The organism is Erwinia phyllosphaerae, assembly GCF_019132875.1.
In the GTDB taxonomy this organism is placed as follows: Bacteria; Pseudomonadota; Gammaproteobacteria; order Enterobacterales; family Enterobacteriaceae; genus Erwinia; species Erwinia phyllosphaerae.
The window spans coordinates 221,712-246,577 of the sequence record NZ_JAHSPF010000003.1 but is presented as its reverse complement, the minus strand read 5'-3'; the positions used below and the strand labels follow the sequence as shown (position 1 = coordinate 246,577).

The window sequence follows — 24,866 nt, the reverse complement described above, 5'->3', positions numbered from 1 at the left end:
GCCTGCATCATGGGGTGATGCAGGCACCTTACTGCATCAGGCGTTTAAAAACTTTTCCAGAAACTGGCGGGTGCGCGGCTGCTGCGGATTGCTGAATAGCGCTTTCGCTGCGCCCTGCTCAACAATTCTGCCCTGATCCATGAAGATGGCGCGATCGGCCACGTCACGCGCAAAGCTCATTTCATGCGTAACGATGACCATAGTGCGGTTCTCCTGCGCCAGCGCACGGATAGTGTTCAGCACTTCACCTACCAGCTCCGGGTCCAGCGCGGAGGTTGGTTCGTCAAACAGAATGACCTCGGGGCGCATGGCCAGCGCGCGTGCAATGGCCACGCGCTGCTGCTGGCCGCCGGAAAGCCGACGCGGATAGCTCTCTTCCTTGCCCTCTAAGCCCACCTTTTGCAGCAGCTCACGTGCGCGCGCTATCGCCTCTGCTTTCGCCTCGCCCTTGACGATGGTTGGCCCTTCAATAATATTTTCCATCACCGAACGATGCGGAAACAGATTAAAGTTTTGAAAGACAAAGCCGACCTGCTGACGCAGGCGACGTACCTGCTCTTTCTGCCGGTTGAGGCTTTCTGCGGCATCAATCAGGATATCGCCCACCTTAATGGTGCCGCTATCCGGCGTTTCCAGCAGGTTGATGCTGCGCAATAAGGTGGTTTTGCCTGATCCGCTTGGCCCGATAATCGCCACAACTTCGCCGGCCGCAACTTCCAGATCGATACCGTGCAGCACCGTCTGGCCGTTAAACTTCTTTACCAGCCTGTTGACTTCAATGGTACTCATTTTGCCTCCCGATCCTGGCGATTAACGTGGTTTTCCAGCCTGCTTTGCAGTACGGAAAGCAGCGTTGCCATGACCCAGTAAATCAGCGAGGCCGCCAGATACATGGTGAAAACTTCCAGCGTACGCGACGTAATCAGCTGCGCCTGGCGAAACAGTTCAGGCACCTGAATCGTGGCGGCCAGCGAGGTGTCTTTAACCAGGCTGATAAAGCTGTTGCCGAGCGGCGGCAGCGCTGTACGAGCGGCCTGCGGCAGGATAACGCGACGCAAAGTCTGCCAGCGAGTCATGCCGATGCTGGCAGCCGCCTCCCACTGACCGCGTTCAATGGCGGCGATAGCGCCACGCAGCGATTCAGAAGCATAAGCGGCAGTATTCAGCGACAGGCCAATCATCGCGGAGGGAACAGGATCCAGCTCAATACCAAACTGCGGCAGGCCGTAGTAGATCATAAACAGCTGGGCAATCAGCGGCGTACCGCGAAAGATCGACACGTAAAAACGTGACAGCCAGGCTATCGGCCAGAAGTGCGACAAACGCATCATCGCCAGAACAAAGCCCAGCAGCAGGCCAAAGAACATGCCGCCAATGCTGAGCTGTAAGGTAAACAGCGCGCCCTTTAATAAAAAAGGTGCTGAATCCAGCACCAGTTGTAAACTTTCCTGCATTATTTAGTTACGTCCACGCCAAACCACTTGTCAGAAATTTTCGCCAGCGAACCGTCCTGCTGCATCTCTGCAATCGCTTTATCGATGGCGGCCAGCATGTCAGGGTTGCCCTTACGTAGCGCTACGCCCGCTTCCTGACGGGAGAAGGCCGGACCGGCTACCGCCAGCGTTTTACCGGTTTTCTTCACCAGGTCCAGCGCGGCCAGGCGATCGACCAGAATCGCGTCAATACGGCCTACGCGCAGATCCTGATATTTAGTTGGGTCGTCGTCGTAGGTACGGATATCCACACCCTTCACGTTTTCACGCAGCCACTGTTCGTAGTTGGTGCCCAGACCCAGACCCACTTTCTTGCCGCTGAGATCGGCAGGCTTAGTGATGCTGTCGGCCTTGTCGGCTTTGGTCAGCGCCTGAATACCAGAGATGGTGTACGGCGTGGAGAAATCATATTTCTTTTTGCGTTCGTCAGAGATAGTGACCTGATTGATCACCACATCAATACGCTTTGAATCTAATGAAGCCAGCATGCCATCCCATTTGGTCGGCTTAAGGCTGGCCTTTACGCCCAGATGCTGTGCCAGCGCGTTGGCGAAGTCGACTTCAAAACCGGCCAGCTTGCCGTTTTCATCCTGAAAGCTGAACGGCGGATAGGTGCCTTCCAGCCCGACCAGCAGCGTGCCGCGCTCTTTTACTTTGTTCAGCAGATTTTCTGCAGCAAAGGTTTTAGTGGTGACACCAGCAACCAGGGCCAGCGACATCATACCCAGCACCAGTTGACGACGAACCAGAGAAAAATTCATAAGCACTCCATGTTGAGAGACCATAGTCATTTGTTATTTGAGCCGCAGTCCACGACAGTTTCAACCTACAGGATGATAAGCAAACAGCGCAGGCGAGCCGCCCGTATGTATAAACAGAATCGGGCCTTCGCGGCGAAAACGTTTCTGCGTGATGCCGTCGAGCAGCCCAGCCATCGCTTTGCCAGTATAGACCGGGTCAAGGAAGATTCCTTCCAGCCTTGCCAGCAGTTTGATCGCCTCAATGCCCTCTTCGCTCGGCATACCGTAGCCCGGCGCAAAGTAGTCATCCCATAAGGTAACAGGCGCCTGCGCTTTTAGTTCCAGCGAGGCCGCCAGCTCCTGCTGGATACTTACCACTTTTGGCTGTTGTTCGGCGATCTTACGCGAGACGGTGACGCCCACCAGCTCCGTTTCCGGCAGCAGCTGTTCCAGCCCGACGGCCAGTCCCGCATGGGTTCCTGCACTGCCGGAAGCGACTACGACTGCGGCGAAATCTACCACGCCTTCGCTCTGATGGGCAATTTCTTGAGCACATTCTACGTACCCGAGCGCGCCCAGGGCGTTAGATCCACCAACCGGTACGATATAAGGCCGGAAGCCCTGAGCCTCCAGCCGCGTGGCGTGTTCGGCCATCTGTGCAGCAGGATCGTGCAGCGCATCCACCATAACCACTTCTGCATCCAGAAGATCCAGCAATAAACGATTGCCGTTAGAAAGGTAATTTTCAATCCCGGTGATCCCGGGATTTTCCAGGAGAGCGACGCACTTCAGGCCAAGCTTTGCCGCCACCGCCGCCGTCTGGCGAACGTGATTTGACTGAATGGCACCCGCAGTAAGCAGAACGTCGGCCCCCTGGCGCAGCGCATCTGCCGCCAGGAACTCCAGCTTGCGCAGCTTATTACCGCCCAGCGCAACAGGCGTGACGTCGTCACGTTTAATAAAGATATCGCGGCCGACATAGTCGGAAAGACGAGGAAGGTGCTCAAGAGGCGTCGGGGCGCCGAGCAGTTCCAGCCGGGGAAAAGAGTGTAAAAGATGTAAGGACAACGCGGCCTCCACAGCAGCAATGGGTCATCCTTACAGTCTTACAGAAGATAGCGAAAAGGTAACGTAAAAGAGGCTGCCATTCCCAACCTAATTGCGCTGCCAGCCTAAAAACTGGTCATACTTGCGCAAAGCGATGCGGTAATTATTATTGCCCGCAGCGGGCAGGTCATTTTCCAGACATTCGTGCCAGCTGTTGCCAGCCAGCCGTTCCGCCGGGAAATTACGGGCCGACAGCATACCGTCAAGGCGACGCAGGCGAACAACATATTCGCGGATCGTGCTGGGGCTCATCTCGGTCTGTTCAAACAGATACTGTTTAAACGCCATGATGTCAAAATAGGTAGGGTTCGTGTTGCAGTAAATATCACTGCAAAAACGGCACAGGGCGGTCAGCTCAAGCTGGAGCTTCGACCAGACCTGGTCGTCGATGGGCTGGTCCATGCGGGCAATCGCCTCTTTATTGATGATTTGCCCGCGAAAAACCAGCGCCATACGATCAAGAACTTTACTGCAATGTGAGCAATTGCTCTGGCTGTGCTTAAAATCTTTCAGATAGCGGCTCAGCGGCCTCATTTTAGTTTTGGATCCCATTTGGAGTCCCCGGTTGGTGTTGAGAGTGCAATACTGACTCTGTCAGCGCGCTCCCGTTAACCGGGCGCGCAGGCGTTTTATCGCCTGACTGTGCAGCTGGCTAACCCGGGATTCCCCGACCTCCAGCACTGCGCCAATCTCTTTCAGATTCAGCTCTTCCTGGTAATAAAGCGTCAGCACCATTTTTTCGCGCTCGGGCAGGGCCTCAATCGCTTCAATGACGCGTTCGCGAAGATTCCCTTCCATTAACTGGTGGAGTGGGTTAGCCTCTTCATGGCCTTCCGTCACCAGCTCCGCGCTGTCGCCGTGCTCCTCACGATATTCGTCGTAAGAGAACAGCTGGCTGTTATTGGTATCCAGCAGAATCTGCCGGTACTCTTCTAATGACAGGTCCAGTTGCGCAGCAATTTCCTGCTCGCTGGCCGGTCTTCCAAGGCTCTGCTCGACGCGATGCATCGCGCTGGCCACTTCACGTGCGTTACGGCGCACGCTGCGAGGTGCCCAGTCGCGGCTGCGAAGCTCATCAAGCATTGCGCCGCGTATCCGCTGTACGGCATAAGTGGTGAAAGCCGTTCCCTGAAGCGCGTCGTAACGCTCCACGGCATTCAGCAGCCCTATGCCACCCGCCTGCAGGAGGTCGTCCAGTTCAACACTGGCGGGCAACCTGACCTGTAAGCGCAGCGCCTCATGACGCACCAGCGGCACGTAGCGCTGCCACAGCGAGTTTTTATCCATCACGCCACCGACGGTATATAGATCGTTCACTATGACTATCCTGCGTTAGTTAAGTTATCGGCATGATTATCCGTTTCTGTAGTACGGATTGATTGGGGGAATAGCGGTGAAAAAGGCGGGTTATTTCATTTTTGTTGAAAAAAGCGGCATTGCGCGCCGCTTTTTACCAAAAGCTAACGTAACTTTTGCAATCTCTCGCGGGTTGCCTGAGGAACACGATCCCACAGTGCACAGGTTTGGCCAATAAGCTCCTGATAAGAAGCGCTTAACTCTTCATCCGCTGCCAGCGCGTGCCGAAAAGCTACTTTGCCGGTGGCGGCGTCAATGATCAGCAGGCGGCTGGAAAACAGCCGTTGCAGGTCGCTGCGCAGAAAAAGGCCGTTGTCCACGTTATTATCTTTCGGAAAACCGCTTTCATTTTCTTCCATATTGATGTGGCAGGCTTCTACCCATGGACAACTGGCGTTTTCGTGCAGGCGCGTGCCGGTAATCACACAGGCACCATAGCGTTCGCGCACGGCGCTGCTAAAAGATTGCTGACTGATTCGCTGCCACAATCGGGCTTTTACCCGACGTCCGACCTGGGTACCCGGCATCACGCCAGCGGTTGGCGGCAGCAGCGGCGAGCTTAGTACCACCAGAAATTGCAGTTGACGAGAATATTCAAAACAGGGGCGCGTCTGGCTGTCATAAAGCTGCCAGTACTCTTCTTCTTCATCCGTACGCAGCAGGCTCAGCGTAAAGCCGCGCTGCGCCATCAGGCTTTGCGCCATGATAGAAGCCGGATCCAGCATCGCTACCACTCTGCTTTCGCCCATTACTTTCCAGACGTTCCAGGGCGCAGGCGCGGGCGGACGTCGAAAATAGAGAAAGCTTTCCTGGCGTTGTAAATAGTGTTCAAAGCGCTGTAGATAGTTTTTGCGTTCGTTGTCATTAGAGATAAAAAGCACGTCGTCCAGTTCAGGATGAATATCACGGCTGGCGAAAACCGCCCGGATAATCCAGCTTTTACTGGAGGTCGAAGGACTGAGTAACCCCCGAGGCGTTAAAGATTTATCCTCGGGATATTTCTGGCTGTAGCGTTCGGCGATCTCGTCGAACGGCAACACTTCGCCAGGCAGCAGGTCATAATTGAAGCGCATGTCACACTCCGCAAAAAAGAGGAAAATACTTTGTTATAAAAAATGGTTATCGGCGCGGCGGGTTAAAACTCCAGCATCTGTGCAAGAAACCAGATAAGTCTTAGTCTGCGGGATGAAGTAAGCCAAACAGGAAGATGTATTACCCGGCTTAGCAGGATGAAGTAAGCCAGACAGGAAGATATTTACCCGGCTTAGCGGGATGAAGTAAGCCAGACAGGAAGATGTATTACCCGGCTTAGCAGGATGAAGTAAGCCAGACAGGAAGATGTATTACCCGGCTTAGCGGGATGAAGTAAGCCAGACAGGAAGATATTTACCCGGCTTAGCGGAAAGGAACCCTGCTCTGAAGGAAAATGAGCAATCCAGAGGGTATAAAAAATGAAGGCAAAACTTTCTTTAAGGTAAAGGCTATCAGTACTTAAAGAACCCGCTGTCAGCAGCCTTCATCTTTTTAACCTGCCGGACACGCCTGCTGCCCGGCAGTAATATTATTAATTAACTTACGGCGCTGGTGGTCGCGTATTTCTTTTTCAGCGCAGCCAGCTCTTTTTTCAGCGCGTCAATGCTGACCAACGGGATCTTCGGCGGCAGGCAGCCGTGCTTTTCCTGAAAATGCGTGGCGGCAACCAGGCTAATCGCACGAGAAGAGAGCTTGCCGGAAATGGTTGACTGTTGCGGGCTCCAGCCTTCATCACCCAGATAATTGCCCGAATTTTCAATATCCGGAAAATAGTGGTAGGAAGGATGAAACCCGGCCTTAATGACCGCATAGGTATGGTCAAGGTGCTCGACGGCATTATAGTAAATCTCATCCATCAGCCCGACTTTATCCAGGCACTTTCTGGAGTAATAACAAAAAGCGCCGACGCATGCATTATAAATCGGCATCGAAAAATCGCCGTAATCCATGGTGTAACAAGGCTTTGGCGTGCCGTCCGCCAGCATATTTTTATCACCGTGCTGGCTGAAGTTAAAATGCTGAATACCGGTACGCGCCGATAAAGAAATATATTGCGCAAAAACCGCCGGATCTTTAACGAAAATATCATCCTCGATCAGAAAAAAGTGATCCACGTTTTCTGCCTGGAGATAGCGCAGCGCTATATTTTTACTGCGCCCTACTCCCTGATTAATTTCATTATGATGAAGATAACAGTCCAGTTCCGCCAGCTCGGGATAATAAGCGCCATCGTTAACCACAATTAACGCGTCGATAATATCGCGAGGGAGCGACTGATAAAGTTTAAAAAGACCGGCTTTACGGTTGTAGGTCACAATGCCTACGCCAATTTTTTTTCCGTCAATCATCTTGCACCTTCGAACTTTTTTTACGGACGGGCAGCTGGCCGCCTGAAGCTGGCCAGCTGCCGTTTTCATTCATAATTAACCGCGCGGCAGCCAGGCGTTTTGCCAGTCAACCAGACCTTCGTCACGCAGCATCCAGTCGCGGAAAACACCGTCGCGCAGCGCATCACCGCGCGCGGCCAGCGCATCCATATCGGCCAGGTGTTCGCGAATGGCGTTCATCCAGTCTTTATAACGGTTGGTTACGCGGGTAACCGGCAGATCGCAGCGGTACGGTTCGATATCGGTACAGATTACCGGCACGCCGCAGGCGCCTAATTCCAGCAGACGCAGGTTACTTTTACATTCGTTAAAGAAGTTCATCTCTAACGGCACCAGCGCCAGGTCCAGATTTAACGTTGCCAGCTTCTCCGGATAAAACTCAAACGGCACGCCGTAGTGGAACTCGCACTTCACGTTCTGCGGTTTCATGCCCATAAAGACCCACTCCACCTCGTTTTCCAGCTCCTTCATAAAAGGCAGCAGGATCTCCAGGTCACCGGTATGGCTACTGCCCCCGGCCCAGCCGACGCGCGGCTTTTTACCCTGGCGACGCAGGCTGTTAAGCGAGGCCCACTGGTCATCAAGACGGTTCTGCGCGACCCGAATATCGTGGTGGAACGGCGCATAAGCTTCCGCCAGCGGCGCGGTGGAAACCACCAGCCAGTCCGCCTGCTCTACCGAACGGCGCAGCTGGCGCACAATATCTTTCGGCAGCTTTTTACGGAACACGCTTTTCAGCGGCAGATTGGGAATATAGTCATCATATTCCATGATGATTTTCGTATTGCTTACCTGACGGAACTGTTTGACGCGTTCAGGAATCGAAACGTCGGTAACCAGCTCCAGCAGCAGCGTATCGGGCTGGATCTGCGCCACTTCCATTACCGCAGGCAGGCCGTGCGTCAGGCCGCCTTCCAGAATAAGGTGCCCTTCCAGCGCTTTAAACGGCTTGATGACGCGGTAGTTGCCGCAGCCGGTCAGGTTTTTATGGCAGGCCATCATTACCGGCAGCGGACGGCCAGGCAGCGGCTGCTGGTAGCGTGACTGACGCGTGCCCAGCTGGAAGTTGCCGCCGACTTTGGTCAGCTGGCGGTTATAGCTGATATCCACGCTAAGCTCGCCGCGCCATTTTTCACGCAGCGTGTCAAAAACATCCGGGCCGACATGAGAAGCGATACCCACTTCCTCACCCAGCACGCGGGTTGCGCCACCCATGTGCAGCACGCGCGCATGTGGCGTCCAGACGGTCAGATAACCGTTGGCACGCGCTTTCAGGGCGAAGTCGACATCGCCCAGGTAAACCGGGAACTCGTCAACGCTAAAGCCGCCCAGCTCCACAAACACTTCTTTTGGCACCATCATGCAGGCTGCGCTGACGGCGGTAACGTTGAGCGTTGATTTCAGGCGTTGCATATAGCCCGGATTATCTACGCTTACCCCCTCATAGACCGGCGATAAACCTAAGCCGACCCCGGCCACGATGCCCGCATGCTGCACGCGGCCATCGTGATATTCCAGTCGCGCACCGATAATCCCTACTTCCGGCCGCATGGCGTGTTCGACCATCGCCGACAGCCACTCGCCCTCAACAATTTCGGTATCGTTGTTTAAAAACAGCAGCAGGTCGCCGCGCGCCTGTTCAACGGCAAAGTTGTTAATCGCCGCAAAGCTGAACGCCTGCGGCCAGCGCAGAACGCGTAACTGATCGATACCGAGCGCTTCCAGCTGCGCCAGATATTCACAGGTCGCTGCATCCTGAGAATTATTGTCAACGATCAGCAGCTCATAGTGGAGCCACTGCGTTTTTTCCATCAGGCTTTCGATACAGCGACGCAGCAACGGCAGGCGATCGCGGGTTGGAATGATGATGGAAACCAGCGGCTGCTGCGGGTGCGTAAAGCGTACGCGATGCAGACCGGGCAAAAGACCAGGTTCAACGGTCGCGGCCAGATTACAGCGCGCCAGATGCGCAGCCGTGCTGGCTGCGCTTTCCGCCATAATTTCCGGCTGCTGTAGCCAGCTCTCAGAGATAACCGGCACCAGCATCAGCGCATCGGCAATATGGCCAACAGACTGTGAGCCGCGGCTTTCAATAAATTTCCACGCCAGGTCAATCCCGCCCAGTCTTGTATAGGCGGCGTCAAACCCGCCCACTTCACGCGCGGCCGCCACGTTAATCAGCAGCTGTTCGCCAATATAAGGCTGGCTGCGCAACAGGTCGATATTCAGGTCGGGCTTAAACAGGCTTTCGGCGGCGAGCAGGTTTTCGCCGTTAACGCTGTCGCAGTACCATAGCGCTGCATCGGGCTGGCGCAGGCGATGTTCGGCAAAAACCAGCAGCGCCCACGGTACCAGCTCGCAGCCTGCCGTCACCAGTAACAGCGAGTCCGCTTCGGTGTCTTTAAACAGCGCGGCCAGCTGCTGGCTGTCGCTTATCGTTTCAGTCAGCGCCGGTTGCAGATACTGATCGGTCAGCGAGGCACGCGTTTTTTCTACCGCCGCGCTGTCGCCGTGCGGATCCAGAATAACCAGACCAATGTTTCCCGTTTCCGGCATCTGATTAATAAAAGAGAGCAGCACGCTGATGCGTGCTTCTGAAGGCTGACGCGTTTTCAGCCAGCTTTCCAGCACGCGCGATTTTTCCGCATCGTCGGCAATGACTTTGCGGTGCAGCGTCAGGCTGGCGACTTCAGCGTCGTTGATCAGTAATTTGTCAGCTTTTGGCAAACGCGCCATCAACGCCTTGAGTTGCGCGCTGAGCGACCACTGCTGAAAGGCTTCTGCACAATAGCTTTGCGCCCACTGCCACGCCTCGGCATAGGGTTCGATAATATCGGCTGCCCACTCTTCCGGGCTCTGGTGCGGCGCGCTGCCGTAATCGGCCGCGAAGTGCGAATCCAGCGCCGCTTCCAGCGTGTCGTCATTAACGTAGCCAGCGCCGGATACGGTATCGGTAAGGTAGGCAGGAATACCAGCGGCGACGGCCTGCACCATCGAACGCGTCTGGCCCATCACCACCTGATAAGTGCCCAGGAAATCCGGCGTCATTTCGATATCGCGGCGCTGTGAACTAATGTGGTCGAGCTTAATGCCCTTTTCCGCCAGCAGCGTGCGCAACGCGCTGACTTCTTCGTTTTGCTCTTCGGAAATAAGCAGAATACGCGACAGTTCAGGCATCGCTCGCGGCTGAACCTGGGCGAAGCTGTCGTTAACGGAAAGAGGAAATAGATGAAGTTTGCGCTGATCGATGCCTTTAAGCGCGAGTTTCGCATAGGAAATTGCGGAAACGGCCAGGCTAAAGGCGGCCAGCTTGTTTTCCAGAGCCGCACCGTAAGGCAGATCCTGGTCCGCATAGGCGTAGTAGTGTTGGAAAACGCAAACGCCAGTTATTTCGCCTTTCTGCAGGGCTGAGATCATTTTCAGACTCATATAACCCTGGCAAATCCAGATTAAATCGTAGTGCGCTGCCAGAGGATGTTCATCCTCCATAAAGCACTGCACATTACCGCTTTTTTGCAGTTCCTTTAGCCGCCGTAAATAGGTGCCTTCCACCAGCCGGGTGACCAAATCTATCTGCCAGCCCTGCGCGTGGAAATGGTCGACCACATCCATCAGGGTCGTTTCTGTATCGGTTAACCGGTTAAGTTGATCAATAGTAATTAAAAGACGATTCATACATTTTCTCCGCGCCATCTTATGTGGGCAAGATAGAAAAAACCCGGCCGTAGCCGGGTCGACGAAACGTGTCGTGCAAGATTACTGCAGCAGGGACAGAACGCCCTGTGGAACCTGGTTGGCTTTTGACAGCACGGAGGTACCAGCCTGCTGAAGGATCTGCGCCTTCGACATGTTTGAAACTTCTGTTGCGTAATCAGCATCCTGGATACGTGACTGTGACGCGGTCAGGTTGGTCACAGAAGTGTTCAGGTTGTTGATGGTGGATTCGAAACGGTTCTGAATCGCACCCAGGCCGCTACGTGCGGTATCGACGTTCTTGATGCGCGCATCCAGGTCTGACAGGTCGCCGCCGGTCACGCTGAAAGAAGCACCCAGGCCAGAAGTCTGGAAGCCAGCGCCGGACATGTCGATGCTGATCACGTTAGCATCGGTAGAGTCGTTAGCACCAACCTGGATGTTTACGCTGCCAGTGGTGTTGAAGATTGCCGTGCCGTTAAAGGTGCTTGCCGCGCCGATACGGTTGATTTCAGACAGGCGTGCGTCAACTTCTTTCTGGATTGAGTCGATGTCGTCGGCGCTGTTGGTGCCGTTTTTCGCCTGCACGGTCAGTTCACGGATACGCTGTAAGTTGGTGTTGACCTCGTCCAGTGAACCTTCAGCGGTCTGGGTCAGAGAGATACCATCGTTGGCGTTACGTGCCGCCTGAGTCAGACCTTTGATCTGAGAGTTCATGCGGTTAGCAATAGCTTCACCCGCGGCATCATCTTTTGCGCTGTTGATACGCAGGCCAGAAGAAAGACGCTCGATTGCGGTGCTCAGAGAAGCCTGTGATTTGTTCAGGTTGTTCTGAGTAGTCAGTGACATGATGTTAGTGTTAATAACGGACATAATAGTTTCCTTCAAAATCAGTAAGTTTATTAAGCTGAGCCTTCACGCTCACGGCGTCTGTCACCGTTACTCACGTTATCGGTTCGCTTAATCCGAACTTTAGAAAAAAAGTTGATAAACGACTAACTCATTGAAACTATTGCACTAAAATCACTGACCAGCTTGAACAAGCTGTTTGTTTCTTCACCACCCCGTTTAGCAGAGCGGGATATAATGAAAGCTATCATAGAGAAGTGCCGAAAAAACGATCTGGTTAATTACCTGCGAATCCCCCTCTTATTCTGCCTATTGAAAATTTTCGCCCGGCGTAAACTTTTCTTCTCTGCGGCCGATATGTGTATTGACCATATCTCATTCTTTAAGGATCCCCTATGGCAAGTGTAAGCTCGCTTGGCGCTGGTACCAGTCTCGATTTGGATACGCTCTATACCAATCTGGAAACCGCTGAGAAGACCAAACTGACCACCATTACCGATCAGCAAACGACCTATAACTCTAAGCTTAGCTCTTATAGCAAGCTGCAAAGTTCCATGGCGGCGCTGGAAACGGCTGCGGCTGCGCTAACCAAATCTACGGCTTTCAGCGCGACGGCGGTGACCAGTACCAATACCGCTTTTACTGCCACGACGGATGCCACCGCCTCGACCGGAGACTATAGCGTTGACGTTACTCAGGTCGCTAAAGCGCAGACGCTGATTTCCGGCTCTGTCAGCAGTAATAGTACACAGCTGGGCGCAACTACCAGCGGCAACAGCCGTACGCTGACGATTACGCAGCCCGGCACGTCTACGCCTTTAAGCATTACGCTGACCGACAGCCAGACGACGCTGTCCGGCATTGCCGACGCTATCAATAAAAGCGCCGGTAACGTCAGTGCCAGTATTATTAAGGCGAGCAGCGGCGACTATCGTCTGATGCTCAGCTCAAAAAGCACCGGTACCGATGGCGATATGACCGTTAGCGTGACCGGCGACGATACTTTGCAGGGCGTTATCGGCTACGACGCCAGCTCGACCAGTACGCAAAACATGTCGGTGCAGACCGCCTCGCAAAACGCCAAGCTCAGCATTAACGGCGTCGCGATAGAGCGCAGCAGCAACAACATTACCGATGCCCTGACCGGCGTGACGCTGAATCTTAAAGCAGCCAGCACGGACTCCTCAGGCGAGACGCTGACCGTATCGCGCTCTATTGATGACACGAAAAAAACCGTCAATGCTTTTGTTACGGCCTATAACTCGCTGAAATCGACTATCGCCTCGGTAACCAAATATACCGCAGTGTCGGCAGGTGCTTCTCAGTCAAGCAGCAACGGCGCGCTGTTAGGCGACAGCGTGGTTCGCTCGGTTGAAAACAGTATGAACTCGATTCTGACTTCGGTGCAGGGTGGCTCTTACTCGATTCTTGCGCAGCTGGGTATCACTATCGATCCTTCCACGCAAAGCGATGGCTCAACCGGCGCGCTGACCGTGGACGATACCAAGCTGACCGCCGCGCTGACCGATAACCCACAGGCCGTTAGCCAGTTCTTTATCGGTGACGGTAGCAAAACCGGCTTCGCAACCCAGCTGGACAGTACTCTGACCGCCATGTTAAGCACCACGGTCGGTAAAGAAGGCATTATCAAAAACGCCGAAGACGGTATTAATACGACGTTAAAAACGCTGAGCGACAGCTACGATAAAATGAGCGATTCGATTGACGCGACGATGGCCAGGTATAAAACGCAGTTTACGAACTTAAGTACGCTCGTAAACTCACTGACCAACACGGCGAGCTATCTGACGTCGCAGTTCTCCTCTTCAGACAGCTAATTGGGCGACGATATGTATAAAGATTCAGGAGCACAGCTTTACCGCAAGGTAGGACTGGAAAGCAGCGTGCTGGGTGCCAGCCAGCAACAGCTGACCACGCTGCTGTTCGACGGGGCGCTTAGCGCCCTGGTTCGGGCACGGTTGTTTATGCAGGATGGCCAGATCGAAAACAAAGGCAATGCGATCTCCAAAGCCATCAACATTATTGAAAATGGCCTGAAAGTTGGCCTGATCGATGAAAGCGGCGACGAGCTGGCTGCCAACCTGCTCGCGCTTTATGACTACATGATAAGACGCCTTCTTCAGGGTAATCTGCAGAATGATGTCGCGGCCGTTCAGGAAGTAGAAGATCTGCTGCGCAACATTGCCGATGCCTGGAAAGAGGTTACCGCCACTACTGTTCTTCAGGACGCCGTTTAATGAATATTGCACCGCATCTGATGTCGCTTTACCAACAGTTACTCGTCCTTAGTCAGTCAATGTTGCGTCTGGCAACGGACGGGGACTGGGACCAATTGATCGAAATGGAAGCTGATTATGTCAGTGCGGTGGGAAAACTGGCGGAGTGTACGCGACAAACACCCGTCCCGGCCCAGACTCAGGCCCAGTTAAGGCCTGTGCTGCGCCATATTCTCGATAACGAAGCGGAAGTCAAAACCCTGCTGGAAGCGCGTAAAGAGCAGCTTTCTGTATTGATTAGCCAGACGAGCCGTCAGAAATCCGTCAACAAAGCTTACGGCGGTATGGCAGGCGTTATTCTTTTCCCGCAAAATTCATAAGCCGGGACGCCGTTTTTCGTTACGTCTCTTCTCCGGTCAGCGCAGCGTAAAATATTTCTGCGCTGGCCCGCGCTTTTCCCGCCGCCTCTTCCATACTTCAGGTTCCCACTGATAATTATTGGAGCAATGGCATGCGCAATCCCACCTTATTGCAGTTCTTTCACTGGTATTACCCTGACGGAAGTAAGCTGTGGCCAGAAGTGGCAGAGCGTGCCGAGTGGCTGGCGCAGGCAGGCATTACCGATGTCTGGTTGCCGCCCGCCTATAAAAGTTCCGAAGGGGGAAAAGGCGTAGGTTACGCCACTTACGATCTTTTTGATCTGGGGGAATTTGAACAGAAAGGCAGCCGTGCCACGAAATATGGCGATAAAGAACAGCTGATAGCGGCGGTTAACGCGCTGAGAGCGCACGATGTCGGCGTGATCATGGACGTCGTGTTTAACCACAAAATGGGTGCCGATGAGAAAGAAAGAATTCAGGTCAATCGCGTTAACCCGGAAAACCGCGAAGAAATTGATGACGAAGTCATTGAGGCGGAAGCCTGGACACGCTTTAACTTCCCGGGTCGAGGCGGTCAGTACTCAAAATTCATCTGGGATTATAGATGTTTTAACGGCGTAGACTGCATTGAAAACCCCAATGAATTTGGCGTGTTTAAAATTGTTAACGCTTACACCGGCGACGGCTGGAATGAACAGGTTGACGACGAGCTGGGCAATTTCGACTACCTGATGGGCGCGAATATCGATTTTCGCAACAATGCCGTTACCGAGGAGCTAAAGTTCTGGGCGCGCTGGATGATGCAGCAGATTGCCTGTACCGGCTTCCGCCTGGATGCGGTAAAGCATATTCCCGCCTGGTTTTATAAGCAGTGGATCGATCATATTCAGGAAGTCGCGGAGCAGCCGATGCTGATTATCGCGGAATACTGGTCGCATGAGGTGGAGAAGCTGCAAAACTATATCCATCAGGTAGAAGGTAAAACCATGCTGTTTGACGCGCCGCTGCAAATGAAATTTCATAATGCGTCGCGCGAAGGAGCTAACTTCGATCTCAGCCAGATTTTCAGCGGCACGCTGGTTGAACACGATCACTGGCATGCTGTAACTATTGTGGCTAACCACGATACACAGCCTTTGCAGTCGCTGGAAGCGCCGGTGGAACCCTGGTTTAAACCGCTGGCCTACGCGCTAATCCTGCTACGTGAACAGGGTGTGCCCGCCGTGTTTTATCCCGACCTGTTTGGCGCCAGCTATGAAGACCAGGGCGGCGACGGCGAACAGTATCAAATCGATATGCCTGTTATTCCGGAGCTGGGGCCTTTGTTACAGGCGCGCCAGGAGTTTGCTCACGGCGTTCAGACCGAATGGTTCGACCATGCTAACTGCGTAGCTTTTGCCCGCAGCGGAACGGATGAACACGCGGGTTGCGTGGTGATTATGTCCAACGGCGAACAGGGCGAGAAGACGCTACCGCTGGGGAGTGATTTTGCCGGAAAAACCTGGAGAGACTATCTGGGCCATCGGGAAGAAAAAGTCACCTCTGACGAAGAGGGCAACGCGACTTTCTTTTGTAATGCGGGTAGCGTCAGCGTTTGGGTTATCGAAGCATAAAAAAAACCACGCGCGCGGGCGCGTGGTTCTTTCCATCAGCTTTTGCCGTTTCTTAGCATGGTCTTGTGATGCGACTTGCCGCTGCCGGAAGACTGGGAAGCGGCCTTCTTCGCCACAACCTTGTCGTTGACGTGCTTTAACGCATCCTGACATTCAGCAGTCGGCTGCGACACTTTTTGCAGCACCAGCTTGTCGTAATGCAGCGCCTGGCCTTCCAGCTCCAGCGGCATGACGCGCACCTCATTATTAATATTGACCCAGTCACCGGACAACAGCGTAATTTTGCCCGGTTTGGCGATAACCCGCTGCCACTGGCGGCAGTCCAGCGTATCGCCCTGCGCGGTAATAATCAGGCTAGCGACGGCCTCTTTACTGACCAGTCCCTTTTGCGGCCCCATTGTCTGCCAGTTGCCGACCAGGTTTGCGGGCGGCGGCGTTTTCACCGCGCTCTGGTAATTGGGTATTTGCGCACAGCCAGCCAGCGCAACGGCGGCTGTTAAAATCCACTTTTTCATTTTTAATTCCTGACTCGTCAACCAGGCGCTACGTTATAATCTTTTACCCGTACAATTCAAGCTGTCTCGCTCTTTGCCCTGCTCTTTTGCCCTGAGCTGATGCTGAAAAGGCGACAGCCGTGTAAACTGACGCCTCATTTTTTGCCGGACCCGTTTTATGAAGACTATTGAAGAATACTACGCCGCCGCTACCGCGCTTTTTCTTGAGGCGCATCCGGAAATCAAAGCTGGTATCGCCGCCTTAAGCGAGCAGGATGCGGCCAGCCTGGGTATGACGCTGCCACAGCTACAGCGCATGCAGAGCGATCGTGCCTACGCCGCGTTCACGCGTGAAAAAAAGCTCGACGGCATGCTGTTTGCTATTCAGCTGGCCGAACCGGATAAAGAAATAGCGGCGCAGGCTATTGAGGCCTACCTGCGCGAGCATGCCGCCGCGCTGGGCATGAGCTGGGAAGAGTTTTGCATTAAAAACGAACTGTAGCCGATCGGTTTTTGTTCTCTCTCCGGCGTGAATGCGCTGCCCTTTTCGCGCCGGATCCCGATAAATTTTTTCTGATTTTTAGGACCGCCTTTCTTTGGGAATTCTCTCAAACAGAAAAAAGGTAGTCATTTATAGTGCGTAAAGCACATTTTTTTACGGTATATATAGCACTTCCCGGATAAAGCAATTGAAAATCAGGTTGCGTGTCATAACTGGCCGAAAGATTGAAATTGAATAACCACAAGGATATTCTTGACGCGCAATCGTACAGGATTATTTCTCTTGATTTTATTAAGGTGCAACGCCTGGCGCTACTTCACTTTATCTTTTAAAACCATAAGCATAAAAAACAGCGCGTGCCGCTTCTCACGGCATTAACGCCCCTTTTGCCACGACATTGCCATGAATAAAGTTTGAGCAACTCAATGCCACTAAGCAAATATAAATTCAACCTGGTTATCCTGTTATTTTTTATCACGCTGAGCATGGCGCTGCTGGGACTTTATTGCCGCACGAACGCCGCACTTTCGCTGTTCTGGCCGTGTAACGCCCTGCTGTTGGGTTTACTGGTTCGTTTTCCTCAGCTTAGTTCGGCGCTGACGTTCCCCTCAATTTATGCAGGCCTGGTAACGGCGGATATCGCTTTTGGTACGCCGGTTGGCGCCTCGGCTGGAATGGATGCGGGCAACCTGGCTTTTATCGTTACCGGCATGGGCGTATTGTTGACCAGCTATCCCGCCCAGCCTCATCCACGCCGCCTGCAGGCGCTAAATCGCGTCTTTCCTGCCTCCGTGATTGGTGCAGCCGTCTGCGGCGTGATCGGCGCCGTTGCCAGCAAGCACTATTTCCATGATGACCTGGTAAAAGGCTGGATTTCGTGGTTTTGTGAACAGGTCTCAACGTCCATCATGCTGCTGCCGCTGGTGATTACCCTGCCCCGCAGCGATGAGCTGCCCGAGCTGGTAAAAGAGATGAAAGCCGCTTCGCCGCTGCCCTTGATGTCGCTGCTGGCCTCGGTTGCCTTAGGGATTTATGTTGGCGGCGGCGGCAGCCTGATTTTTCCTCTGCCTGCGCTGATGTGGTGCGCCGTAAGCTATCCGCTGTTTATCACCTGCCTGTTGACGATGGCGACGGGTATTACCGAAATTATTCTGGTTGCCAGCAACGTGTTTACTATTCAGGGCAGAGACGACTTCTTCCTGATTGACAGTCTTGCCGCCGCGCGTCTTGGCGTGGCGGCCATGACCATCAGCCCGCTGATTGTTTCCCTGAGCGCCACCGCCAATAAAAAGCTGGTGGCGCGCATTACCCGACGCGCAGATTACGACCTGCTGACCGGCGCACTAACCCGTAGCGGCCTGGCCGCCAGGCTGGATGCGCTGGCCGCCCGCAGGAACCACGTTTTTTACGGCGCGGCCTTTGTCGTGGATATCGATCATTTTAAAAGCATTAACGATACCTGGGGACATGCGGCAGGCGACTATGTGCTGGCACAAACCGTTGAGCGTATTCGCCAGACGCTACAGCAAACGGCCATTATCAGCCGCATGGGCGGCGAAGAGTTCTTGATTCTGATTGAAGGCATTTCACAACATCGCGCTTTCCTGCTGGCCGATCGCCTGCGGCGGAGCATTGAGCAGCACGCCATCATTTTAAACGACCAGGATTTAAGCGTAACGGTCAGTATTGGCATCAGCACGCTGAGCCTTATCGATGCCCACAGCCTGGACGAATCAATAAAAAGCGCCGATAAGCAACTTTACGTGGCCAAAAGCAGCGGCAGAAACCGCGTCTGTCCGGAATTTGTGTTGTAAAAAAGCCGCCATCGCTGGCGGCTGAATCTGGTTTCGCGCTGGCCGCTCGTGGCAAAGACGCAGCATCGGCGGGTCAATAATAAGCAATTTTACGATCGGTACCGTTAATGTTGATCGTAATATAGCCCGCAGTTGGCGTTGAGGGCGCTGTTGCAGGTGTTGTCGCTATCGTCAACACGCCCTTTTCATTCGCCCCAACGCCCGCCAGCCCGTTATGCAAACTCATCCGCGCGTTGACCATAGTCGTTCCCAGCAGATTAATATCGGTAACTTCGCTCATGTTGGGCTGAAAGAAACAGCACTCACCGGATTCAAAACGGCTTGGCCCTGTCGCCCGCAGGTTAAAAGAGGTGTCGCCGCTGTTGGCTTTCACTTTGATAAAGACTTCTGCATAGGTCATGCCGATGCGATTGATCTTCACGTCCAGCACCGAAGGCAATCCTTTATGCTGAATGTCGCCATAGATGCCGTTCCAGCAGCGGGAAATATTCAGCCATGTCATGCATGAGCCGGTTGAGGTCGTGGGATTGCCCGCCGGTTTCTCCAGCGCTTGCGTGTTCTGCCTGCCGACAATTTCAAATATCCACTGCAGGTTATCTTTGGGGAAATTGATTTTCCCCAGGTTAAACCATTTATCGGCGCTGCTGTTATTTGATACCCGGTAACCGGAATACCAGCCAGCCCGAACAGAACCGTTGAGCAAAATGCCGTAGTGCTCATCGCGCCGCCAGCTGTATTCGTATGAAGACAACCAGCGGCTTTCGTTATCGTAACGTAAATCCAGTTTGCTTTCGCCCTGCAGATTGATCTGCCGAAGCTGTACGCGGCTGTTGGTCATATCCAGCTTGTTGGGACAATCTTCCACGCTCAGCGCGTCCACAATCCATTCGCCATCGCGCAGATTGCCAGGAAAACGGCTGTGCTCAATCCAGACGTTATGGATCATCCCCTGAGTAACGCGCGGCATAGACAGGCTGGCATCGCCGTAGCCGTAGTGAAAATGGGCGTTGGTAAGCTCGACCGCCGTTGAGTGATCCCAGGCCCCAAAAGCCGCGTTTGAGTGGCCAACATCAAAAATTCTGCCATAGGTGTTGGCGGTATAAATTTGATTAAATTTCGAGTCCAGCGTATCAAGCAGTTTGATCACCGTTCCGCTGCAGTTGCTGGCGCGAAATGCGCTTATCAACACCGATTCACCCGCAACGATGGTATTTTCAAAGAACGGCTGCGCGTTGGAACACATGGACGCCGCGATCGCTTCTTTATGGTTATCGACGTCCGCTGACGCCTGACCATGCCATGCGATACCCTGGATAGTGGTACGGCGTGCTTTAACTTTGAATACGGGCGCGGCCGACTTATCTGAGATAATAATGGTGCGCGGTATGCCGCCGTGCGGGTTGTGGTCGCCGTATAAATAGAAAAAGGGAATTTCCGTTGCCGATAAATCAATCGGGCTAACCAAAAACTTACCGGCTGGAAAGCGCACGGCGATATCTCGCATAGTAACGTCATAGCGCAGCGCCCAGTCGATCATGCTTTTTACCGACGCGGTATCGTTAGTGGTACCGTTGCCTCTTGCGCCAAAGTGATAAAGATTAACTTCATCCGGATCGTTAATTACCCTGCGCCAGTAAAAACCATTGCCGGTTGCCAGGGTGCCACCGTCATCCGCTGGCGGTGAAGCCGTCACAAAACCCACGAAGTTACCGCCGCCCCGATAATAGTTGTCGCCATTATAATAGCGGCGCAATAAAGCCAGCTCGCCATTTTTAGCCGGCTTTATAGATCTCAACTCTGCAAAAGAATTAACTTCAATCATATTTACCTCCACAATAACGTGCAGTTTCTTTTAAATAAAAAATCTCCTGCGCAGCTCCCCTGGTGATTAAAAACTATTTCCCGGTTTCTTTTGCGCAATGTTTGGTCCATATTTCGTTATGCACGTTAATTGCTTTTACGGTTCTGACGTCCATTAATTTCCAGTCCTGCCCATAGGTGTGTATCGGTGAAAATAGCGTGCAGGACGAATCAATGGCTACATCAGGACTGTTTGTCGTTGTATTGCGATTCGCGCAGCTTATTACGAGCATCGTCATCATTAAGAGCATTATTGGCGACCTGAACATTTTTACTCTCCTCGCTATTTTTTGCCTGAGTTGCCGCTACGGCGGAGATTTTGGCCGTTTCAACTTTGGCGGCCTGCACATCGGCTTTAGCCTTTTCCTGCACCTTGCCGCTTTTTTTACCGCCGAACCAGCTGGCAACTATTGCCGCAATGACTACGCCAACACCGGCGAGCGCGTGCCAGCTTCCGCTGAATAAAGAGAGAAAGGTGGTCATTTTTTATCTCCTGATGCCGGGCCTGTAGCATCGGCCGGGGTTGATGAGCCTGAGGTGGCCGGCGTATCTGCCTTAACGGGCGCCGAAGCTGAAGTCCCTGACGCAGCAGAAGCCTCAGCTTTCGCCGTAGCGTCAGGCGTAGTGGATGCGACAGGCTTCACAGGCACCGCTGAGCTGGCTGATGAAGGTGAAGCGTCTGATTTAGCCGATGTATCCGAAGCGCCAGCTTTCGCCGTAGCGTCAGGCGTAGTGGATGCGACGGGCTTCACAGGCACCGCTGAGCTGACTGATGAAGGTGAAACGTCTGATTTAGCCGATGTATCCGAAGCGCCAGCTTTCGCTGTAGCGTCAGGCGTAGTGGATGCGACGGGCTTCACAGGCACCGCTGAGCTGACTGATGAAGGTGAAGCGCCTGAAGGGGCCGTAACAGCTGATATCACTGCATTAGCCGCTGCCAGTTTTTTCTGACGCACAAACTGGGCTATAACCGCCATAGCAACCATAAACGAGGCCAGCATGCCTAAGAAATGCTGCGGCATAACGGTCTTCACATCGTCAGGCAATCCGCTTAGCGCGCTGGAGGCGGAATCCGGAAAAGATTGCACCCACGCGCCCATGGCCGACCCCGCCGAGGCCAGCCAGACGGACCAGGTTTTAAACAGCAGCTTAGAGTGAGCCACCAGCTGAATTTTACCTTTTTTACTTATCCACCAGACAATAAGCGCCACCAGCATGACCAGTAATACAAACAGAAGAAATCTCATATAGCCCCCTTCCACGCATCATAAGTGCCGCTACGCATGGCATCCGCATGACGCTTTGCCCGTTCCGGCGTCTGTTTTGCCCATACGCTGCTCAGCATACCTTCCGCTGCGCCCGTAAAATTGTTGTTGGAAATCATCACCAACGTATTTTTGAATGCGCACAGGCCGTCAATACCCAATTGATAAGCCATGCTGTAAAGCACATCTGCACGCGCATCGTTACACTGCTTTAATGCGGCCACTAATACCGGCCTGTTATTCATCTCCTTTATTTTTGCATCCACCAGTTTCCCCATCCACACATCGCCAACTTCACGAGGGACGGTAAAATTATAATTTTGCAGCGGGGCATTTTTTGGCCCAAGCAAAATACCACAGCCAACCGTTGGATAACCTTCCGTGTCGATATAGGGTTTTTCCTTATAGCCTTCTTCAAAAGCCAGAATCTGAATTATCTTACTCATTTTTCACCTCTTCATTTTTAAAGCCGCCAGTGCGGTATCGATAAAATATTCCCTGGTGAAATTTTTATCGCAGGTGATGAATAAATACGGCTGCATATAAGCCATATAAAAAGTATAATTTTTTAACCATCAATATGTTTTTTAAGGCTGGATGGTTTTCAGCAAATGTCAGCCGGCGCAGAGGAAAAAATCATTTTCATCTTCCAGCTCTATTTCCAGCGCGCTTAACACACCTTCCACAAAACCTTCTGCGGCCTGTAACTGTTTACGGATTGTTCCGTCAGCGCAGCGACGGCGACGGGCAATCGAGCGTAAAGAGATACGGTAGTGATAATGCGCTACCAGCAATGCATACTGATCGGGATGATTGACTTTCAGCCTGCTAATACAGTTGTCGAGGATCATACCGTCATTATCACTACAAACAGGCCTGCCCGCAGGGACTGCGGTAACCAGACCACGAAAGCCAGCAGCCACGTGAGCATAATTTACACCGCTGCGTTCAGTAGCCGCCCAGCCACCCCACTTTTCCAGTAAGCTTTTCATGTCTCGCATTTTGCCCCCTCACCGATTGAATAAAACAGAAGTAAAAATAATGTTTTCAGCCACTTCCCTTAACGCTACCCCATAACGAAACGGCGCTGATTTCAGATGAAAATTTTCCTGTTACTGCGGCGCTTCGCTTGTTTTTTCTGGTTTAAATCACTCAACCTTTTCGTCGTCCTGGAGCCACATGACTGGAGAGTAGGGCGCCAGCCCGCTCGTGCTTTTTATCCGTTTAAGTATCAGCTCACCTTAATTAATAGCATAGGTTATTAAAGATGCAATAGCAAAGCGTGTTTGACGAAAAATACGTTTCGCTATAAATTTTGCTCTATGAAAAATACACTGGCCGATCGGCTGAACATGGCTATGTCCATGATAGGAATCACTCAGGGTGCTTTGGCAGAAGCGTCGGGCGTCTCACAACCTACTATCTGGCGTCTGACGAAGGGCAAGGCGGAAGGATCGCGCAAGCTGGTTGATATCGCCAGGGCGCTGGACGTGAACGTGCAATGGCTGGCCAGTGGCGAAGGCGAAATGCGTGGCGAGGCCGTATTAGGTGAAATAGAAAAAGCGACCAGCGCATCAACAATACCGGTTTGGGACGTTAACGGCAAAACGCGAGAGGTGGTTTCAACGCCAAACGGCGTAAAGGCTAAAAAAAGCTGGCGTGCTTATATTCTCGATCGAAACAGCGGCTGCGCGGAGGCAACCAGCGGCAGCATCGTGATTATAGATACCGAAGCCGCGCCGCAATCCGGCGATTTAGTGCTCGCAAAAGTGAATACGCGCATCTCGGTTTACCACTATCTGGAAGGGCCTTCTAACGGCTATTTAACCGTTGACGATCCTCGCCTGCCTGCCGTCGAGCTGTCATCAGAAGCAGAACTGACTGGCGTCGCCATCTTTTTAATACGCGATTTACGGCGATAACCTATAGCACAGGCTATCTTATCGATAGCCTGCGTTATTAAAAGTGGCCGTGATTCGGCATACAGCTTGAGCCCCTTTCGCCCTCTTACGGTGTTTCTCCACAATAGCCATACCGTCGCAGCGCGCGACAGTACAAATATCGGGGTAGTCACCAGACAAGCGAAACGGCAAATATCAGGACCAGTCAGCGGGCAATGCCGGGGCAGTCCGTAGATTTGTTGATAATTAAAAAGGCAGGAGCTTAACTTACGAAGGCTTTGTAGCTGACCGTCATAGTGGTTTTACAGAAGATGCATTTAGCACCGTGGGGGTTTTTAGGCGTGATACTGTGAAGCGAAAAACGGTACTGACATCCGTGGCATGTCGGACATCTGAATTTAATATCAGGAATAAAATAACCTTACTTTTTTTGAATTGAGTACTGACCTTAACACTCCTGCTGGCTATTGTCGAACGGAGTTCTCATTTTCTGCCCTAAAACAGAGAATAAATAAAATGCGCTGGTAAAATAAAGGCGAAGCGGCAAACACCAGATTACGTTTTACTCATGGCGTAGCCGTAAACTTTATTTTTATTAAGCTGTACAGTCAACGTCTTACCTTCAGTCGTGCTCATAGCATTGGCCTGGCTCCAGGACCACATCATAATCAGCCGCCCTTCCGGATAAGGCGTTTCTGTCGCTGGCTGCCCAAAAAGCGAAATCAGTTCCTGTCTGGTGGTGCCATAGTGGATCTGCGCCAGCTTTGCCTCATCAAAATTTTTTCCTGATGATGCTGTACAGCCGCACAGAACGAGCAAGGTACAGATTATAAAAACGCTTTTTTGCATATTATTGCCTTTTTTTCATGGATTCGCCTGAGGCGAATAGTCAGTGATGACGGCTATAGCATCAAGGATGTGATAAAAAAAAATTAATGCCAGAAAATATTCTGGCATTTTTATAAATAAATTCATTTTTGGCATAACGCTTTTTTTTCTTCCAGGCTTATTGCTGATGCAGCTTGTTCCTTCCCGGTTAAAAACACCGGACCTGCAAGCCTGGGCAGTAAAAAATGGAACGGAACTGCTCAACTTCTCTGCTGATGGTTACAAACATCAGGCTCCAGACACACTTTTGCTCT

At 52.6% G+C, this 24,866-nt stretch carries 26 protein-coding genes and 1 pseudogene; 8 read left to right on the top strand and 19 right to left on the bottom strand.

Annotation, left to right across the window (positions count from 1 at the left end):
- Positions 1 to 36 precede the first annotated feature (36 nt).
- The 10 genes from tcyN to KUE00_RS07050 form a co-directional block, all read right to left on the bottom strand.
- Positions 37 to 789 (bottom strand): L-cystine ABC transporter ATP-binding protein TcyN, encoded by a 753-nt coding sequence (tcyN, locus tag KUE00_RS07095; protein WP_246758989.1) that lies wholly within the window; start codon positions 787 to 789, stop codon positions 37 to 39.
- On the bottom strand, positions 786 to 1,454 hold the full coding sequence (gene tcyL, locus KUE00_RS07090) for a cystine ABC transporter permease (protein WP_246758988.1): 669 nt from the start codon (positions 1,452 to 1,454) through the stop codon (positions 786 to 788). Before tcyL ends, tcyN begins: the two co-directional genes overlap by 4 nt.
- Positions 1,454 to 2,254, bottom strand: a complete 801-nt coding sequence (gene tcyJ / locus KUE00_RS07085) for a cystine ABC transporter substrate-binding protein (RefSeq protein ID WP_246758987.1) — start codon at positions 2,252 to 2,254, stop codon at positions 1,454 to 1,456. The genes tcyL and tcyJ overlap by 1 nt, the downstream gene beginning before the upstream one ends.
- 60 nt (positions 2,255 to 2,314) lie before the next feature.
- Positions 2,315 to 3,301, bottom strand: a complete 987-nt coding sequence (locus KUE00_RS07080) for a D-cysteine desulfhydrase (RefSeq protein ID WP_246758986.1) — start codon at positions 3,299 to 3,301, stop codon at positions 2,315 to 2,317.
- An 87-nt stretch (positions 3,302 to 3,388) separates the two neighbouring features.
- On the bottom strand, positions 3,389 to 3,892 hold the full coding sequence (gene fliZ / locus KUE00_RS07075; RefSeq protein WP_246758985.1) for a flagella biosynthesis regulatory protein FliZ: 504 nt from the start codon (positions 3,890 to 3,892) through the stop codon (positions 3,389 to 3,391).
- A 42-nt stretch (positions 3,893 to 3,934) separates the two neighbouring features.
- A complete protein-coding gene (locus KUE00_RS07070) occupies positions 3,935 to 4,657 on the bottom strand; it encodes an RNA polymerase sigma factor FliA (RefSeq protein WP_246758984.1) in 723 nt (240 codons plus the stop codon).
- Between the two features lie 143 nt (positions 4,658 to 4,800).
- On the bottom strand, positions 4,801 to 5,769 hold the full coding sequence (locus tag KUE00_RS07065; RefSeq protein ID WP_246758983.1) for an HNH endonuclease signature motif containing protein: 969 nt from the start codon (positions 5,767 to 5,769) through the stop codon (positions 4,801 to 4,803).
- A 495-nt stretch (positions 5,770 to 6,264) separates the two neighbouring features.
- A complete protein-coding gene (locus KUE00_RS07060; protein ID WP_246758982.1) occupies positions 6,265 to 7,077 on the bottom strand; it encodes a glycosyltransferase family 2 protein in 813 nt (270 codons plus the stop codon).
- A 75-nt stretch (positions 7,078 to 7,152) separates the two neighbouring features.
- Entirely contained in the window at positions 7,153 to 10,791 is a 3,639-nt protein-coding gene (locus KUE00_RS07055) for a glycosyltransferase (RefSeq protein ID WP_246758981.1), read from the bottom strand.
- An 81-nt stretch (positions 10,792 to 10,872) separates the two neighbouring features.
- Positions 10,873 to 11,682: a flagellin N-terminal helical domain-containing protein gene (locus tag KUE00_RS07050; protein ID WP_281434522.1), complete on the bottom strand. Its 810-nt coding sequence runs from the start codon at positions 11,680 to 11,682 to the stop codon at positions 10,873 to 10,875.
- A 371-nt stretch (positions 11,683 to 12,053) separates the two neighbouring features.
- Here KUE00_RS07050 and fliD point away from each other — a divergent pair, with 371 nt between their 5' ends.
- The 4 genes from fliD to amyA all read left to right on the top strand — a co-directional run bounded on the left by fliD (position 12,054) and on the right by amyA (position 15,888).
- A complete protein-coding gene (gene fliD, locus KUE00_RS07045; RefSeq protein ID WP_246758980.1) occupies positions 12,054 to 13,496 on the top strand; it encodes a flagellar filament capping protein FliD in 1,443 nt (480 codons plus the stop codon).
- 12 nt (positions 13,497 to 13,508) lie between these two features.
- Positions 13,509 to 13,916 (top strand): flagellar export chaperone FliS, encoded by a 408-nt coding sequence (gene fliS, locus KUE00_RS07040; protein ID WP_246758979.1) that lies wholly within the window; start codon positions 13,509 to 13,511, stop codon positions 13,914 to 13,916.
- Positions 13,916 to 14,275 (top strand): flagella biosynthesis regulatory protein FliT, encoded by a 360-nt coding sequence (fliT, locus tag KUE00_RS07035; RefSeq protein WP_246758978.1) that lies wholly within the window; start codon positions 13,916 to 13,918, stop codon positions 14,273 to 14,275. The genes fliS and fliT overlap by 1 nt, the downstream gene beginning before the upstream one ends.
- Before the next feature lie 131 nt (positions 14,276 to 14,406).
- Positions 14,407 to 15,888, top strand: coding sequence for an alpha-amylase (gene amyA, locus KUE00_RS07030; RefSeq protein ID WP_246758977.1), 1,482 nt, complete (start codon positions 14,407 to 14,409; stop codon positions 15,886 to 15,888).
- Between the two features lie 35 nt (positions 15,889 to 15,923).
- On the opposite strand, the gene yedD is transcribed toward amyA, so the two are convergent.
- A complete protein-coding gene (yedD, locus tag KUE00_RS07025) occupies positions 15,924 to 16,403 on the bottom strand; it encodes a lipoprotein YedD (protein WP_246758975.1) in 480 nt (159 codons plus the stop codon).
- A 157-nt stretch (positions 16,404 to 16,560) separates the two neighbouring features.
- Here yedD and KUE00_RS07020 point away from each other — a divergent pair, with 157 nt between their 5' ends.
- Both KUE00_RS07020 and KUE00_RS07015 read left to right on the top strand, forming a co-directional pair.
- On the top strand, positions 16,561 to 16,884 hold the full coding sequence (locus tag KUE00_RS07020; RefSeq protein WP_246758974.1) for a DUF6388 family protein: 324 nt from the start codon (positions 16,561 to 16,563) through the stop codon (positions 16,882 to 16,884).
- Positions 16,885 to 17,297: 413 nt separating this feature from the next.
- The gene (locus tag KUE00_RS07015) at positions 17,298 to 18,698 is read left to right on the top strand and encodes a GGDEF domain-containing protein (protein ID WP_246758972.1); all 1,401 of its coding nucleotides are present in this window, start codon (positions 17,298 to 17,300) and stop codon (positions 18,696 to 18,698) included.
- 73 nt (positions 18,699 to 18,771) lie between these two features.
- Here the strand turns inward: KUE00_RS07015 and KUE00_RS07010 are convergent, their stop codons facing one another.
- Together KUE00_RS07010 and KUE00_RS07005 are read right to left on the bottom strand one after the other, a co-directional pair.
- Positions 18,772 to 20,520: an amylovoran biosynthesis protein AmsF gene (locus tag KUE00_RS07010; RefSeq protein WP_246758971.1), complete on the bottom strand. Its 1,749-nt coding sequence runs from the start codon at positions 20,518 to 20,520 to the stop codon at positions 18,772 to 18,774.
- 221 nt (positions 20,521 to 20,741) lie between these two features.
- Entirely contained in the window at positions 20,742 to 21,041 is a 300-nt protein-coding gene (locus KUE00_RS07005) for a hypothetical protein (RefSeq protein ID WP_246758969.1), read from the bottom strand.
- Between the two features lie 54 nt (positions 21,042 to 21,095).
- Between KUE00_RS07005 and KUE00_RS07000 the strand changes: the two genes are divergently transcribed.
- Positions 21,096 to 21,509, top strand: a complete 414-nt coding sequence (locus KUE00_RS07000; protein ID WP_246759310.1) for a hypothetical protein — start codon at positions 21,096 to 21,098, stop codon at positions 21,507 to 21,509.
- A gap of 56 nt (positions 21,510 to 21,565) precedes the next feature.
- Here KUE00_RS07000 and KUE00_RS22045 read toward each other — a convergent pair.
- From KUE00_RS22045 to KUE00_RS06985, 3 genes and pseudogenes are all read right to left on the bottom strand, one after another.
- Positions 21,566 to 21,775 (bottom strand): annotated as a pseudogene (locus tag KUE00_RS22045) (DUF7940 domain-containing protein); the annotation flags it as partial.
- 26 nt (positions 21,776 to 21,801) lie between these two features.
- Positions 21,802 to 22,269, bottom strand: coding sequence for a glycoside hydrolase family protein (locus KUE00_RS06990; RefSeq protein ID WP_246758968.1), 468 nt, complete (start codon positions 22,267 to 22,269; stop codon positions 21,802 to 21,804).
- Between the two features lie 168 nt (positions 22,270 to 22,437).
- Positions 22,438 to 22,824, bottom strand: coding sequence for an antiterminator Q family protein (locus KUE00_RS06985; RefSeq protein WP_246758967.1), 387 nt, complete (start codon positions 22,822 to 22,824; stop codon positions 22,438 to 22,440).
- A 321-nt stretch (positions 22,825 to 23,145) separates the two neighbouring features.
- Between KUE00_RS06985 and KUE00_RS06980 the strand changes: the two genes are divergently transcribed.
- Positions 23,146 to 23,745, top strand: a complete 600-nt coding sequence (locus tag KUE00_RS06980; protein ID WP_246758966.1) for a helix-turn-helix domain-containing protein — start codon at positions 23,146 to 23,148, stop codon at positions 23,743 to 23,745.
- Positions 23,746 to 23,986: 241 nt separating this feature from the next.
- On the opposite strand, the gene ymcF is transcribed toward KUE00_RS06980, so the two are convergent.
- The 3 genes from ymcF to KUE00_RS06965 form a co-directional block, all read right to left on the bottom strand.
- Positions 23,987 to 24,136, bottom strand: coding sequence for a cold shock small protein YmcF (gene ymcF, locus KUE00_RS06975; RefSeq protein ID WP_246759296.1), 150 nt, complete (start codon positions 24,134 to 24,136; stop codon positions 23,987 to 23,989).
- Between the two features lie 143 nt (positions 24,137 to 24,279).
- On the bottom strand, positions 24,280 to 24,573 hold the full coding sequence (locus tag KUE00_RS06970) for a hypothetical protein (protein WP_246758965.1): 294 nt from the start codon (positions 24,571 to 24,573) through the stop codon (positions 24,280 to 24,282).
- 15 nt (positions 24,574 to 24,588) lie between these two features.
- Positions 24,589 to 24,816 carry a hypothetical protein gene (locus KUE00_RS06965; RefSeq protein WP_246758963.1) on the bottom strand — a complete coding sequence of 76 codons (228 nt, stop codon included), beginning with the start codon at positions 24,814 to 24,816 and terminating at the stop codon, positions 24,589 to 24,591.
- Positions 24,817 to 24,866: the final 50 nt, after the last annotated feature.

Coding starts and splice junctions, on each gene's coding strand:
- tcyN (WP_246758989.1), bottom strand. CDS start 789: ATGAGTACCATTGAAGTCAACAGGCTGGTAAAGAAGTTTAACGGCCAG.
- tcyL (WP_246758988.1), bottom strand. CDS start 1,454: ATGCAGGAAAGTTTACAACTGGTGCTGGATTCAGCACCTTTTTTATTA.
- tcyJ (WP_246758987.1), bottom strand. CDS start 2,254: ATGAATTTTTCTCTGGTTCGTCGTCAACTGGTGCTGGGTATGATGTCG.
- fliZ (WP_246758985.1), bottom strand. CDS start 3,892: ATGGGATCCAAAACTAAAATGAGGCCGCTGAGCCGCTATCTGAAAGAT.
- KUE00_RS07065 (WP_246758983.1), bottom strand. CDS start 5,769: ATGCGCTTCAATTATGACCTGCTGCCTGGCGAAGTGTTGCCGTTCGAC.
- KUE00_RS07060 (WP_246758982.1), bottom strand. CDS start 7,077: ATGATTGACGGAAAAAAAATTGGCGTAGGCATTGTGACCTACAACCGT.
- KUE00_RS07055 (WP_246758981.1), bottom strand. CDS start 10,791: ATGAATCGTCTTTTAATTACTATTGATCAACTTAACCGGTTAACCGAT.
- KUE00_RS07050 (WP_281434522.1), bottom strand. CDS start 11,682: ATGTCCGTTATTAACACTAACATCATGTCACTGACTACTCAGAACAAC.
- fliD (WP_246758980.1), top strand. CDS start 12,054: ATGGCAAGTGTAAGCTCGCTTGGCGCTGGTACCAGTCTCGATTTGGAT.
- fliS (WP_246758979.1), top strand. CDS start 13,509: ATGTATAAAGATTCAGGAGCACAGCTTTACCGCAAGGTAGGACTGGAA.
- fliT (WP_246758978.1), top strand. CDS start 13,916: ATGAATATTGCACCGCATCTGATGTCGCTTTACCAACAGTTACTCGTC.
- amyA (WP_246758977.1), top strand. CDS start 14,407: ATGCGCAATCCCACCTTATTGCAGTTCTTTCACTGGTATTACCCTGAC.
- yedD (WP_246758975.1), bottom strand. CDS start 16,403: ATGAAAAAGTGGATTTTAACAGCCGCCGTTGCGCTGGCTGGCTGTGCG.
- KUE00_RS07020 (WP_246758974.1), top strand. CDS start 16,561: ATGAAGACTATTGAAGAATACTACGCCGCCGCTACCGCGCTTTTTCTT.
- KUE00_RS07010 (WP_246758971.1), bottom strand. CDS start 20,520: ATGATTGAAGTTAATTCTTTTGCAGAGTTGAGATCTATAAAGCCGGCT.
- KUE00_RS07005 (WP_246758969.1), bottom strand. CDS start 21,041: ATGACCACCTTTCTCTCTTTATTCAGCGGAAGCTGGCACGCGCTCGCC.
- KUE00_RS06990 (WP_246758968.1), bottom strand. CDS start 22,269: ATGAGTAAGATAATTCAGATTCTGGCTTTTGAAGAAGGCTATAAGGAA.
- KUE00_RS06985 (WP_246758967.1), bottom strand. CDS start 22,824: ATGCGAGACATGAAAAGCTTACTGGAAAAGTGGGGTGGCTGGGCGGCT.
- KUE00_RS06980 (WP_246758966.1), top strand. CDS start 23,146: ATGAAAAATACACTGGCCGATCGGCTGAACATGGCTATGTCCATGATA.
- KUE00_RS06970 (WP_246758965.1), bottom strand. CDS start 24,573: ATGCAAAAAAGCGTTTTTATAATCTGTACCTTGCTCGTTCTGTGCGGC.